Below are 12,334 nucleotides of genomic sequence, written 5' to 3'. Positions count from 1 at the left end.
ATCTTAGCCATCAGGCAGGTTGCTTGAAACAGGGCACTCGCCCTTCGACATCCACCGGCGGCGTGATTTGCTCCAGCGGTTGCAAGGCCAATGCTGGCCAAAAACTGTCAAACCGCTGATGACTCGATGGGCAACTCAGGTCCGGTGCGATATCCAGCAACGGCCGCAACACAAAAGCACAGCGACGGATATCACCACGCGGCAACGAATGGCCTTCGTATTCACCAACCAGATCGTTGTACAGCAACACATCCACATCCAGCGTACGGGATGAAAATTTCACCGCATCGGGAGCGCGGCCAAAATCCCGCTCCAGCTGCTTGAGCACACGCCCCAACGCTTGTAACGACAAATCGGTCGAGATCTTGACCACCAGATTGATAAACGCCGGGCCATCAAACCCCATGGCTGGTGAGCGGTACCAGGGCGACACCTGTTCCAGCCCAAACTGCTGCTCCAGTGCCACCAAGCCAGCCACGATGTTTTCTTCTGGCCGCTGGTTGGAACCGATCCCCAGAAAGACAACCGCCATTACAAGACTCCTCGCTCAATTTTTAACCCGACAGCCCGCGCTTGCGGCACCACTGCCGGCTTTTCTACCCGGATCGACAACCAGGGCATGCCAAATTCTTGTAATAACCCGTCAGACAAGCGCTCCAGCAACGACTCCAGCAACTGGAAGTGCTGCTCACGCACAAACCCTTCGATATATTCAGTAACCGCCTGATAATTCAGGGCAAACGCCAGATCATCGGTCACCGCGGCCTGACGAATATCCCAGGCCATTTCCAAATCAAACACCAACGGCTGGCGAACCTGTTTTTCCCACTCAAATACACCAATGACGGCGTCCACCCTGAGGCCTTCAATAAACACTCTATCCATCGATGGCGATCTCCATTGCTGTTACTCCGGCGACAGCCGGTAAATCAACCAAAGGCCAACGGGGAACAACCGCCACCGCCAAATCTGAAGATTGACCCGCCGCCAAACGTTGTGCTCCGGCGTAAGCGATCATGGCACCATTATCGGTACAAAACTCCAGACGGGGGTAATACACCGCTCCGCCCATGGCTTCCGCGGTATCTCGCAACTGCTGGCGCAAGCGGGTATTGGCACCGACCCCACCAGCAATAATCAGCCGCTTGATACCGGTTTGTTTCATCGCCCGTTTGCACTTCAGCGACAAGGTATCCACCACTGCCGCCTGAAACCCGGCAGAGATATCAGCCTTGTCTTGTTCTGCCAATACACCATCGACAGCCATCGCCAGGATTTTGGTACGGGTAAAGGTTTTCAAACCACTGAAACTGAAATCCAGACCAGGCCGGTCGGTCATTGGCCGCGGGAACGTAAAACGTTTGTCGTCACCGGCCAGCGCCAGCTGACTCAGAGCCGGGCCGCCAGGGTAAGGCAGTCCCATCATTTTGGCCGCCTTGTCGAACGCTTCTCCAGCCGCATCATCCAGCGAATCACCGAGCAATTGATACTGACCAATACCGTCCACCTGTACCAGCTGGGTATGGCCACCCGAGACCAACAGGGCGATAAACGGAAACTCCGGCGGATTATCTTCCAGCATGGGGGCCAGCAAATGGCCTTCCATATGATGAACGCCAATCGCCGGTTTTCCCAGCGCCCAGGCCAGGCTGCGGCCAAAACAGGCCCCAACCAGCAAGGCTCCAACCAACCCAGGCCCCGATGTGTAGGCAATGCCGTCGAGATCGTTTACCACCAGACCGGACTCCGCCAGCGCTTCATGAATCAGTGGCATCACCTTGCGAACATGATCCCGCGAAGCCAGTTCCGGCACGACACCACCATATTCCGCGTGCACGGCAATCTGGGAATACAACCGGTGCGCCAGTAATCCACGGCGGGTATCGTAAACGGCAATACCGGTTTCATCACAAGACGTTTCCAGCCCCAATACAATCACGCCACACCCTTCAACACGTTCATTCACCTGCTCCTGATTTTGGTCGACCGCCACCAAGAATATCTTGCAGCAACAGCCAAGCCGCCCATAATACGGCCCAGTTGATCGAAAGCCAACCAAACAGACCGTCAGGGCTTTGCATTCCGCTGCAAAAAACATTAGAATGCCCGCCCTCTAACTGGGGTCCGTGCAGGAGTTTCCTGAATCATCGGCCTCGACAAAAGAATTCAGCTAAAACGTAGGTGATTGGATGCCCGCTGTAAAAGTTAAAGAAAACGAACCATTTGACGTCGCTCTGCGTCGTTTCAAACGCTCTTGTGAAAAAGCCGGTGTACTGTCTGAAGTACGCCGTCGTGAACACTACGAAAAGCCAACCTGGATCCGTAAACGCCAGGCTGCCGCTGCCGTCAAGCGTCATCTGAAAAAAGTACAACGTGAATCACGCAAGCTGGTTCGCCTGTACTGATTTTTGTTCTGAATAACAACAGGAGCCATCATGAGTACTTTGGTTGAACAGGTAAAAGCAGCTGTAAAAGACGCCATGCGTGCCAAACAGAAAGACCGGTTGGGCGCCTTGCGATTATTAACTGCTGAGTTCAAACGAGTGGAAGTGGACGAGCGCATCGACGTAGATGATGCCCGGGCTCTGGTTATTCTCGACAAGATGACCAAACAACGTCGCGATTCTATTGCCCAGTATACGGCAGCAGGTCGCGATGAGTTGGCAGCCGTTGAGCAATTCGAAATTGATGTGCTTAGCGAATTTCTGCCAGCAGCTCTGAGTGAAGATGAGCTGAGCCAGCTCGTTGCTGATGCCGTTGCACAATCCGGTGCTGCCTCCGTGCAGGACATGGGTAACGTTATGGGCATCCTCAAACCACAGGTGCAAGGCCGCGCAGATATGGCGCAAGTCAGCCGAATGGTGAAAGCCATACTCGGTTAAGCGGCTGGACAGACACCAACGCCAGAGTCAAAACGCCACTTTTTTACAGTGGCGTTTTTTGTTTTCTGCTATCTTTATTTACGCTATACCGCAGGTGTAGTTGTCGACGGGTTGAATAATCGATGGCGGGCCGGATACCACAAGCATTTATTGATGAACTGCTCTCACGCACCGACGTTGTCGATGTGGTAGACAGTCGCGTCAAGCTTAAAAAGGCCGGCAAAAATTACTCCGCCTGCTGCCCTTTCCATAATGAAAACACCCCCTCGTTTACCGTCAGCCGCGAGAAACAGTTCTACTATTGTTTTGGTTGTGGCGCCTCCGGCAGTGCGCTGAAATTTGTGATGGAATTTGACGGCCTGAGCTTCCCTGATGCCGTCGAAAAACTGGCCGCCAGTGTCGGGTTGGATGTCCCTCGCGACCAGCAAAGCCAGGATATGGTACGGCAGCAGCAAGAACAGGATCCCCTGTATCGCCAACTGTCTCACTCCAGTGATTTTTTCAGTCGCCAGCTACGTCAGCATGGCCAGCGCCAGCGCGCCGTCGATTACCTGAAAAGCCGAGGCCTCTCCGGCAAGGCAGCCAAGTTTTTTGCCATTGGCTATGCCCCGCCCGGCTGGGACAACCTGCTCGATGCTCTGGGCCACACTCCCGGCGATATCAAACAACTGATCACATCAGGCATGCTGATCGAAAAAGACGACGGCCGCTGCTATGACCGTTTCCGCGATCGCATCATGTTCCCGATACGGGATATCCGTGGCCGCGTCATCGCCTTTGGTGGCCGCGTGCTGGGCGACGAAAAACCCAAATATCTCAACTCGCCGGAAACGCCGATATTCCAGAAAAACAAAGAGTTGTATGGCCTCTACGAAGCCCGCAAAATTCGCCAGAAACTGAATCGCCTGATGATCGTCGAAGGCTATATGGATGTTGTCGCCCTGGCCGAATACGGAATTCACTACGCCGTTGCCACCCTCGGTACCGCTACCAGCGAGCATCACTTGCGGCGGCTGTTCAAAATGGTGCCCGAACTGATTTTCTGCTTTGACGGCGACGCCGCTGGTCGCACCGCCGCTGCCCGGGCCATGGAAACCGTATTGCCCATCCTTGAAGATGGCCTGCAAGCCCGCTTTTTGTTTTTACCCGATGGTGAAGACCCGGACACCCTGATACGACAGGAAGGCAAAGAAGCCTTCGAACAGCGCCTGAACCAGTCCCGCCATCTGCCAGAGTTTCTGTTTGATCACCTCAAACAACAGGTCGACTTCGACAGCCTGGATGGCAAAGCACGACTGGACCAACTGGCCGCGCCACTGATCAGCAAGATCCCGCGTGGCACCCTGCGCGACCTGATGACCGCTGAACTGGAAAAACAGCTGGGCGTGCAAAGCCGGGCAATGAACAAAATCAACAGCGCCGATGACGATCACACGCCACCTGCCAGCCAGAATCACCAGCCAGCAATCGAGCGCCATCCACACTCAGATAACGTGCCCGCCTGGCTCGATGATGACACCACCGATACCAGCCACCCCTACAATAACCAGACTGGTCAAAGCGGTTCCGACAACAGTTCCGCCAGCGACAGCCAACGCATGGTAGCGGCAGTGGAACGCGCACTGTCCGCCCTGATACGCAATCCGGCACTCGCCAGCCAGCTGGACCCCGTCGACTTTGAGCCCCTCACCGAGCGCGAACAACTCTTGCTGGAAGTTATGAAAAAGCTGCATCAATCGCCACAATCCAGCAGCGTTGGACTACTCATACAATGGATAGGCACCCCCTTCCACACCGAGCTGACTCGCCTGGCCAACCACAACGAAACACCGGTCAGACCCGTTCTTGCCGAAGTTGGCAATGCCATCAAGCGCCTCTGTGCCCGCCAGACGGAACGTGAATACCAGTCACTACTGGCACGCTACCAGCACAAGGAAAGCCGCCGCCAAATGAGCGCCGACGATATAAAACAGCTGAAAACCTACCAACGCCAACGCCGTGAACTCACCGCCGGACGTGGCGATATTTACCTGAACAACCCACATCAGCGTTAGATCCGGTCTATGCTGCTTGAAAACACAAACATTCACCCCCATATGGATAAGTCGTATCAGAAATGCCCCGACTCAACACAAAGAGTCCTTGTTGTATATTTTTATTCACAGCCCGGATGGAACCCATCCCCTTGGTGCTGGCCTAAAACCGGTCAAAAAGATATACTTCGGCGCTTTTCTTGCCACGCCTGATACCAACGGATCACAGGGCCCCTATGTCTGCGAATACCCAACAGTCCCGATTGAAAGAACTCATTGCCAAAGGTAAAGAGCAAGGCTACCTCACCTATGCTCAGGTGAACGACCATCTGCCAGATGACATTGCCAACCCGGATCAGGTTGAAGACATCATCCGCATGATCAACGACATCGGCATTCCGGTATCAGAAGTGGCACCGGATGGCGAAGCACTGTTCATGAACGATGCTGCCGACGATGCTGCCGCTGAAGAAGCCGCTGCTGCATTGGCATCCGTTGAAAGCGATGTTGGTCGCACTACCGACCCAGTCCGTATGTACATGCGCGAAATGGGCACCGTTGAGCTGCTGACCCGTGAAGGCGAAATTGTTATCGCCAAGCGTATTGAAGAAGGCATCCGCGAAGTGATGTCAGCACTGTCCTATTACCCGGGCGCTGTACAGACCATCCTCAAGGCATTTGCAGACGCCGAACAGGACCCGAACCGCATTGGTGATATCTTCAACGGCTTTATCGACCCTTCCGATGAAGACCCGGAACCCGGCCCACAAAGTGGCCCTGATGCCGTAGTCGAAGAAACAAACGACTCAGACAGCGATGACGACGATGACGAAGAAAGCGGTGGTATCGACCTGACCGAGGTTAACCGTCGCTTCGAAGAAATCTACGACGCCAACGAAGCAGTGCTGGCCACGATTGAAAAACATGGCCGCGCCAGCAAACAAGCCGAAACGGCCCTGTCTGAACTGGCCTCTGTCTTTGCGCCGATCAAGCTGTCGCCCAAGTACTTTGAACGACTGGTCGTCGCTGCCCGTGAATCATTGCACGTCATTCGCACCCAGGAACGTCAGATCATGATGATGATGACGCGCAAGTGCGGGATGGATCGCAAGGACTTCATCAAGTTTTTCCAGGGCAACGAAGTTGATCATGACTGGATTGAAGGCCTGATCGCCTCTAACAAGCCCTACTCGAAAAAACTCGACACCTACAAGCTCGATATTTTCCGTGCCCAACGCAAAATACAAGCCGTTGAGACCCGTGTTGGCCTGAGCATCCCGGAAATCAAGGAAGTAAACCGTCGCGTTTCCATCGGTGAAGCCCGCGCCCGCCGCGCCAAGAAAGAAATGGTGGAAGCCAACCTGCGTCTGGTTATCTCGATCGCCAAGAAGTACACCAACCGGGGTTTGCAATTCCTGGATCTGATTCAGGAAGGCAACATCGGCCTGATGAAAGCCGTCGACAAATTCGAATACCGTCGTGGGTACAAGTTCTCGACTTACGCCACCTGGTGGATTCGTCAGGCAATCACCCGTTCGATTGCCGACCAGGCACGCACCATTCGTATTCCGGTACATATGATTGAAACCATCAACAAGCTGAACCGTATCAGCCGCCAGATGCTTCAGGAAATGGGCCGCGAACCAACGCCGGAAGAACTGGCAGAACGAATGGAAATGCCAGAAGACAAAATCCGCAAAGTACTGAAAATCGCCAAAGAGCCTATCTCCATGGAAACGCCAATCGGCGACGATGAAGATTCGCATCTGGGTGATTTTATCGAAGACGCGCATTCCGAGTCTCCGATGGATACTGCCACCAACGATGGCCTGACCGAAGCGACCCGCTCCGTCTTGTCTGGCCTGACGGCCCGTGAAGCCAAAGTGCTGCGTATGCGTTTCGGTATCGATATGAACACCGATCACACTCTGGAAGAAGTGGGTAAACAGTTTGACGTGACCCGCGAGCGTATCCGCCAGATCGAAGCGAAGGCATTACGCAAGCTGCGTCATCCCAGCCGCTCAGATCACTTGCGCAGCTTTATCGACGAATAGTCGTGTAATCGGCCAGCGTGATATAAAAAAACCGGCTTTGCGCCGGTTTTTTTATATCTACTCTTTGCATAGTCACGAGCGCCAATTTATAATCAGCGCCCTGTTTTTGCCAGTTACAGTTATGGCAGCAACCAGAGGCGTGCGACCGCACACCTCGATCAGAAGGGCCTTTAGCTCAGTTGGTTAGAGCATCCGACTCATAATCGGCAGGTCCCCAGTTCAAGTCTGGGAAGGCCCACCATATCAAAGCCCCGAGCCGTAAGGCTTCCGGGGCTTTTTATTTTCTGGATAAACAAACATTCGCCCCGCTTACATGAGCTTACTTTTAAGTAAAACTGACAAAATCTGCCAACGCGATATTGCTATCATCAAGTTGACAAACCGCCCTCTGATTTACAAATTAACATCAGATTGACAAATACCACAAATAGCCCATATCATGATCACACCTTCACTGCCATAGATGGGTACTGCCACATGATCAAAAAGCCTTCTGAAATACATTCCTGCCTTACTGATGAACGCATTGACTATATCGGCCAGCTGATTGCAAGGGTCAGAGCTGAAAATTTGGATTCCGTCGAAGATAGAGATAATGGCTGGAGTACAGGTTGCCGAGCTCATGCTTGGATTTGCAGTGAAATTCAGAATCAGGCAGAAAGCATTCCGTGGCTAAATGTGGTCGACCCATCGCTTCGCTTTATTGCTCAAATCGGCAGTGTGCAGTTTAGCTTCTACAAAGGCATGGCAGAAAAACCCAAGAACAACATTTGCAGCAGGGCGCAGTCCCATCCAGAGTTACGTCAAAACTCCATGCTATTTGATGATCTCCCAATACCCGAAAAACTCGTTTGGGTTTACGCAGTTGAAACGGATCTTGAAGGCACGACCACCAACATAGAATTTTTTGGCATGAGCGAGTCAGGTGAAGTAGTGGCATCACGCACGGTGCCAATCTTCGATATATCTACTAATCTGGTAGCTATAAATACTACAGAGAGCGAACCAGTAGAGTTGCCGCCAGCATCTGCATCTTTGCCAAAAACAAGAAAAGACAAAGCATCTGATTCAGAAGAGCGCGACGAATGACTGATAGAATTTTATTCAACGGTGATAACTTAAGAATTGCCCGGCTTATGTCGGGCATTTCTCTGAATGAGTTAGGTGAGCGAGTGGGCACAACTCGCCAGTATATCCATCAACTTGAGACCACCGATAAAAAAGTGCCAACTAAAGATTTAGTTGATGCCCTCGCGTATGAATTACGTGTCGATTCGAGCTTCTTCTGCTATCCGCTTGGGAACCAAGTTAAAGAAGAAGAATGTCACTTTAGAAAATTAAAAACGACTCTTGTTTCATCAAGACGGGAAAGTGCAGCACGCGCCACCATGATGAACAAGCTAATCGAGACACTGGAAGCATATCTTGATCTACCGAAGGTGAACTTCCCCCAATTTGAAATTTCGTCTCTTGCTGATTCTGAATCCGCTAGTATTGAATGCCGAAAATATTGGAAGCTGGGTGATGGCCCAATAAAAAACATGATCCGCGTTGCAGAAAATGCTGGCGCTATTGTCTCAACTTTTGGTGATATATCTGAAAAAATTGACGCCCTCTCCTTAAACAGAGGGCGTCCAATTATCATCCTGAACACAACAAAGAATACGCCAAGAATCCGAATGGATATTGGCCACGAAATGTTACACATAATCGGCCACGATGGCGTTGAGACAGGTGATAGAGATACAGAATCACAAGCGGATCATTTTGCCAGCCATTTTTTACTTCCTCGCGCTGCTCTAATTCGCGAGTACACAAGCAGAAGCAAAACAAGGATAGATTGGAACACCATTTATTCGATAAAAGTAAAGTGGGGAATTAGCGCCAGAGCGATTGTTTATAGACTCAATCAGTATGGCCTGATCACCCCGTCACAATATCGAACTGCCAATATCCATTTTAGCAAGACAGGGCAAACAAAGGAGGAATTCTATGACGACAAAATCCCTCTCGACTTGCCAGAGTTACTACCATCCAGTTTAACGTTACTGCTGCAATCCTACGGTAAAACGTTTGGAGGCTTGTTAAACGAGCTGGGAGTGAAAGCAGAGTTTTTAGTTAGCCTTACTCAGACAGAAAATTCATTGCTCCCTATTCTGACCGAGCTGAATCTTCCTGAGAATATTACAAGCATTGGGGCGTACAAGACCTTGAGGTCAAACACGTAAAAGTGCGGTCTCGGTAATCTACATTTGCTTACATATTGCTTGCACTCACTTCACAAGGTGCAAGCAGCACAAACAAAAACAACCAATTAACCCACACGAACGACTTAACTGAGCTTATACGTTCTGCATTCACAACAACGCCCAGCGAACTGGGCGTTGAGGGCTAGATCACGACCGGAGTGATTGTAGTGGTCAACTGATTCCGGACAGCATTTTAAGGTTTTCCTCAGCTGCAACGGGCGAAATACCGTCGTTGAATGTATGAGGTCGCTGCCGGTTGTAGTAGTCCATCAGATAACCACCAACATCTTTCTTGGCCTCGGCCAGGTTGCGATAGCCTAATCCCTCTGGAAGCTTGAGTTATCAATAAGCCCCCAACCACAAGGCCTGCCAAGCGCCTGGTGTTGGCCCGGCTGCTCTACGGCGCTGGATCAAACAATACGGTTATATATTTACCACTTCCCATCTCTGTAGTAGGGTTTAAGCCCTTGAATCAGGGACGTCATCGTATGTCTTCTCCCGGTATCGTATTAGTCGCCAACAAGGCCGCGTGTCTTAATGATTTATCTGCCAGCCTGATGCCTCTGCCTGAGCTGGAATCAGCACTGCAATCCGCTATCGGCAGTGAGCTACCCTTGTTTGTTGTGCTATCTGCCAGCAACCATCTATGGGAAACACGGCTGGATGAACTGCAAATCCCCTGGGGAGTTTGCCCGGATGCAAAACAGGGCATCGACCATTGTGCTGCTTTCGGTATCCACAACAATCAGGATTGGAGTGGCTGGCTCATTGATATGGCCCGCTCTCCCGGCCCTTGCAGCGATACGTATAAAGCCTTGGCTGGCTCCATTACCCAGTTTCCTGTCGCCAGCGCCCAGAATAACGCCGGTCATCGTGACTACCCCATAGCCTTTCAAAGCCGCTTTGGATTTAACCTGATGAACCCGGATAATCGTTTGGTCTCGGCAGCTCTGGTTGATAACCACAACGACACGCTCGATGGTAAATGCAAGCCTCCACTGTCATGGCTTAACATGTCATTGGTACATACAGTCGACCACCTTTAACCGGCGAGCACGCCCATCACCACCAAGAACGATGGGTGCTGCAAGCAATACTGTCTTGAACGGATTTTTCTATTGAACACCCTGCCACAACCAGCCTGTATCTGGGTTGACGCCGACGCCGCCCCCAAAGCCATCCGGGATATTCTCTGTAAAGCCGCTGTGCGCACACAGGTGCATATCTGGTTTGTTGCCAACCATACGCTACCGCTACCCAAATCGGAGTGGATCCACAGCCGTACCGTGGCCGCCGGATTTGATGTCGCCGATAACTCGATTGTGCAAAGCGCTCGTCCCGGTGATCTGTTGATTACTCAGGATATTCCGCTGGCCGCAGAAATCATGGAGCTGGGGGTGGATGCCATGAACCCTCGCGGCGAACCCTATAGCCGCGAAACCATCCGTCAACAGCTGAACATGCGGGACTTTATGGAAACCATGCGTTCCAGCGGTATTCAGAGTGGCGGGCCTTCTGCCTTTGATCAACGTGACAAACAGTCGTTTGCCAATAGCCTCGATCGCTGGCTGGCCAAACAGAAAAAAATGGTGCGCCCACAGAGCTGATAATGAGTACTCAACCGCCAACAGTCAGTGACAAACTGGCACCTGATCGTAATTTTGATGATATCTCTGCCCGCTTTCGCAAAACGATTTACGACACCCCCAAAGGCCAGCTGCGCCTGGCGGCCCTGCGACAGGATTTTGCCGACCTGAAGATCGCGCTACCCAACGCCAGGGTATTGGATCTCGGTGGCGGACAAGGGCAATTTGCCCTGGAACTGGCCCGACAAGGGGCGGCGATCCATTTGTGTGATATTTCCGAAACCATGCTGACGCAGGCAAAACACAGCTTTGCGGCCGACAACCTGCCGCTCAACAGTGCCTGTTGCTCCCTGCAGTCAGCCTCAGACCGGTTTCCTGGTCAGTTTGATCTGGTACTCAACCATGCGGTACTGGAATGGCTGGAACAGCCCTACGATGCACTGCAGGCCATCACCAGCAAGGTCGCAACCAACGGCTGGCTCTCGCTGATGTTTTACAACCGCCATGGTCATCAGTGGCGTCAGCTTATGAACGGCCGTACCCATGCTCCGGACGGCTCCAATGATCGGCTGCGCCAGGAAGGCAATGCACCCCAGCATCCTCTCGACCCAGACAAGGTGATGGATAAGCTGCAAGCGGGTGGTTTTGATATTGTCCGCTGGCGTGGCATCCGCTGCATCCACGATCATATGCACCAGAAAATCCGTGACCGTATTGGCCAGTCGGCAGTTAATCAGGCCGATCTGGAATTTGGCCTGCAAGATCCCTATCGCCTGTTCGGTCGTTATATCCATGTAATGGCCAGACGTACCACTCGGTGATAATCAACCCATGAATATTCTGGTATCAGCCTGCCTGCTCGGTCAGCCCGTCCGCTATGATGGTGCCGACAACGCCACCAAACTGGCCCTCCACCACGCGACGCTTGATCAGTGGCGGCGCAAGGGATGGCTGATACCGGTCTGCCCGGAAATGGCTGGCGGTTTGCCGACCCCACGACCGGCGGCGGAAATCGTTGGCGGTGATGGTACGCAGGTATTGGCTGGCCAGCGCCGAGTGCTGACATGCAGTGGCGACGACGTTACTGAATCGTTTCTGGCGGGCGCTCGGCAAACCCTGGCTTATGCCCAGGCCCATAACGTACAAGCGGCGTTACTGGCATCACGTTCTCCTTCCTGTGGCACCGACAGTACTTACGATGGCTCATTCAGCAAGCAGTTGACACCCTATAGCGGCATCACCGCTGCGCTGCTGCAACAGCATGGCATTGTCTGCTTTCCGCCGGAACGATTTGAGCAGTTGTTAGAGTGGGTGCAACAGCAGCAGTGCCTGGGTTCTGAAAGAGTGTGATTGATATAAAAGCCGTACGACGACGAAGGTTGCCGTTGGTTAAGCATGAATATTTATAGCAGGGGATTTGATCATGAAGCGGACGCTTCGAAGGATTTTTCTGAAATGGTGCGCTCGGGAGGATTCGAACCTCCGACCACCTGGTTCGTAGCCAGGTACTCTATCCAGCTGAGCTACGAG

13 protein-coding genes, 1 tRNA gene and 1 pseudogene are annotated in these 12,334 nt (G+C 52.4%); 11 read left to right on the top strand and 4 right to left on the bottom strand.

What is annotated here, in order from left to right; all coding sequences use genetic code 11:
• Positions 1-10: 10 nt before the first annotated feature.
• The 3 genes from folK to tsaD are packed head-to-tail and all read right to left on the bottom strand — an operon-like array spanning position 11 to position 1,939.
• Entirely contained in the window at positions 11-532 is a 522-nt protein-coding gene (folK, locus tag Q4551_RS12640) for a 2-amino-4-hydroxy-6-hydroxymethyldihydropteridine diphosphokinase (RefSeq protein ID WP_303434206.1), read from the bottom strand.
• Positions 532-885 (bottom strand): dihydroneopterin aldolase, encoded by a 354-nt coding sequence (folB, locus tag Q4551_RS12635; RefSeq protein WP_303434205.1) that lies wholly within the window; start codon positions 883-885, stop codon positions 532-534. The genes folK and folB overlap by 1 nt, the downstream gene beginning before the upstream one ends.
• A complete protein-coding gene (gene tsaD / locus Q4551_RS12630; protein ID WP_303434253.1) occupies positions 878-1,939 on the bottom strand; it encodes a tRNA (adenosine(37)-N6)-threonylcarbamoyltransferase complex transferase subunit TsaD in 1,062 nt (353 codons plus the stop codon). Before tsaD ends, folB begins: the two co-directional genes overlap by 8 nt.
• Positions 1,940-2,189: 250 nt before the next feature.
• Between tsaD and rpsU the strand changes: the two genes are divergently transcribed.
• The 7 genes from rpsU to Q4551_RS12595 all read left to right on the top strand — a co-directional run bounded on the left by rpsU (position 2,190) and on the right by Q4551_RS12595 (position 9,197).
• Complete coding sequence (rpsU, locus tag Q4551_RS12625) at positions 2,190-2,405, top strand: 30S ribosomal protein S21 (protein WP_303434204.1); 216 nt, start codon at positions 2,190-2,192, stop codon at positions 2,403-2,405.
• A gap of 30 nt (positions 2,406-2,435) precedes the next feature.
• A complete protein-coding gene (locus Q4551_RS12620; RefSeq protein ID WP_303434203.1) occupies positions 2,436-2,882 on the top strand; it encodes a GatB/YqeY domain-containing protein in 447 nt (148 codons plus the stop codon).
• Between the two features lie 122 nt (positions 2,883-3,004).
• Positions 3,005-4,936, top strand: a complete 1,932-nt coding sequence (dnaG, locus tag Q4551_RS12615) for a DNA primase (protein WP_303434202.1) — start codon at positions 3,005-3,007, stop codon at positions 4,934-4,936.
• A 215-nt stretch (positions 4,937-5,151) separates the two neighbouring features.
• Positions 5,152-6,969: an RNA polymerase sigma factor RpoD gene (gene rpoD, locus Q4551_RS12610; RefSeq protein WP_303434201.1), complete on the top strand. Its 1,818-nt coding sequence runs from the start codon at positions 5,152-5,154 to the stop codon at positions 6,967-6,969.
• 164 nt (positions 6,970-7,133) lie between these two features.
• Positions 7,134-7,210 (top strand) — tRNA-Ile (locus tag Q4551_RS12605).
• Between the two features lie 236 nt (positions 7,211-7,446).
• Entirely contained in the window at positions 7,447-8,058 is a 612-nt protein-coding gene (locus Q4551_RS12600; RefSeq protein WP_303434200.1) for a hypothetical protein, read from the top strand.
• Complete coding sequence (locus tag Q4551_RS12595) at positions 8,055-9,197, top strand: XRE family transcriptional regulator (protein WP_303434199.1); 1,143 nt, start codon at positions 8,055-8,057, stop codon at positions 9,195-9,197. Before Q4551_RS12600 ends, Q4551_RS12595 begins: the two co-directional genes overlap by 4 nt.
• Positions 9,198-9,389: 192 nt before the next feature.
• Here Q4551_RS12595 and Q4551_RS12590 read toward each other — a convergent pair.
• Positions 9,390-9,536 (bottom strand): annotated as a pseudogene (locus tag Q4551_RS12590) (IS3 family transposase); the annotation flags it as partial.
• A gap of 149 nt (positions 9,537-9,685) precedes the next feature.
• On the opposite strand from Q4551_RS12590, the gene Q4551_RS12585 reads away from it, so the two are divergent.
• The 4 genes from Q4551_RS12585 (at position 9,686) to Q4551_RS12570 (ending at position 12,154) form a co-directional block, all read left to right on the top strand.
• On the top strand, positions 9,686-10,264 hold the full coding sequence (locus tag Q4551_RS12585; protein ID WP_303434198.1) for a hypothetical protein: 579 nt from the start codon (positions 9,686-9,688) through the stop codon (positions 10,262-10,264).
• Positions 10,265-10,336: 72 nt separating this feature from the next.
• On the top strand, positions 10,337-10,825 hold the full coding sequence (locus Q4551_RS12580) for a YaiI/YqxD family protein (protein WP_303434197.1): 489 nt from the start codon (positions 10,337-10,339) through the stop codon (positions 10,823-10,825).
• 2 nt (positions 10,826-10,827) lie between these two features.
• Positions 10,828-11,625 carry a methyltransferase domain-containing protein gene (locus tag Q4551_RS12575; protein WP_303434196.1) on the top strand — a complete coding sequence of 266 codons (798 nt, stop codon included), beginning with the start codon at positions 10,828-10,830 and terminating at the stop codon, positions 11,623-11,625.
• Positions 11,626-11,635: 10 nt separating this feature from the next.
• Positions 11,636-12,154 carry a DUF523 domain-containing protein gene (locus tag Q4551_RS12570; protein ID WP_303434195.1) on the top strand — a complete coding sequence of 173 codons (519 nt, stop codon included), beginning with the start codon at positions 11,636-11,638 and terminating at the stop codon, positions 12,152-12,154.
• The last annotated feature ends 180 nt before the right edge of the window (positions 12,155-12,334 follow it).

The sequence above is a fragment of the Oceanobacter sp. 5_MG-2023 genome (genome assembly GCF_030548165.1).
Classification (GTDB): domain Bacteria; phylum Pseudomonadota; class Gammaproteobacteria; order Pseudomonadales; family Oceanobacteraceae; genus Oceanobacter.
Note: the sequence above shows the minus strand (reverse complement) of the source record. Positions and strands in the feature narration are given on the sequence as shown.

What these genes read in the sequence shown, in the direction of transcription:
- folK (WP_303434206.1), bottom strand. Translation starts at nt 532, where the DNA reads ATGGCGGTTGTCTTTCTGGGGATCGGTTCCAACCAGCGGCCAGAAGAA.
- folB (WP_303434205.1), bottom strand. Translation starts at nt 885, where the DNA reads ATGGATAGAGTGTTTATTGAAGGCCTCAGGGTGGACGCCGTCATTGGT.
- rpsU (WP_303434204.1), top strand. Translation starts at nt 2,190, where the DNA reads ATGCCCGCTGTAAAAGTTAAAGAAAACGAACCATTTGACGTCGCTCTG.
- Q4551_RS12620 (WP_303434203.1), top strand. Translation starts at nt 2,436, where the DNA reads ATGAGTACTTTGGTTGAACAGGTAAAAGCAGCTGTAAAAGACGCCATG.
- dnaG (WP_303434202.1), top strand. Translation starts at nt 3,005, where the DNA reads ATGGCGGGCCGGATACCACAAGCATTTATTGATGAACTGCTCTCACGC.
- rpoD (WP_303434201.1), top strand. Translation starts at nt 5,152, where the DNA reads ATGTCTGCGAATACCCAACAGTCCCGATTGAAAGAACTCATTGCCAAA.
- Q4551_RS12600 (WP_303434200.1), top strand. Translation starts at nt 7,447, where the DNA reads ATGATCAAAAAGCCTTCTGAAATACATTCCTGCCTTACTGATGAACGC.
- Q4551_RS12595 (WP_303434199.1), top strand. Translation starts at nt 8,055, where the DNA reads ATGACTGATAGAATTTTATTCAACGGTGATAACTTAAGAATTGCCCGG.
- Q4551_RS12575 (WP_303434196.1), top strand. Translation starts at nt 10,828, where the DNA reads ATGAGTACTCAACCGCCAACAGTCAGTGACAAACTGGCACCTGATCGT.
- Q4551_RS12570 (WP_303434195.1), top strand. Translation starts at nt 11,636, where the DNA reads ATGAATATTCTGGTATCAGCCTGCCTGCTCGGTCAGCCCGTCCGCTAT.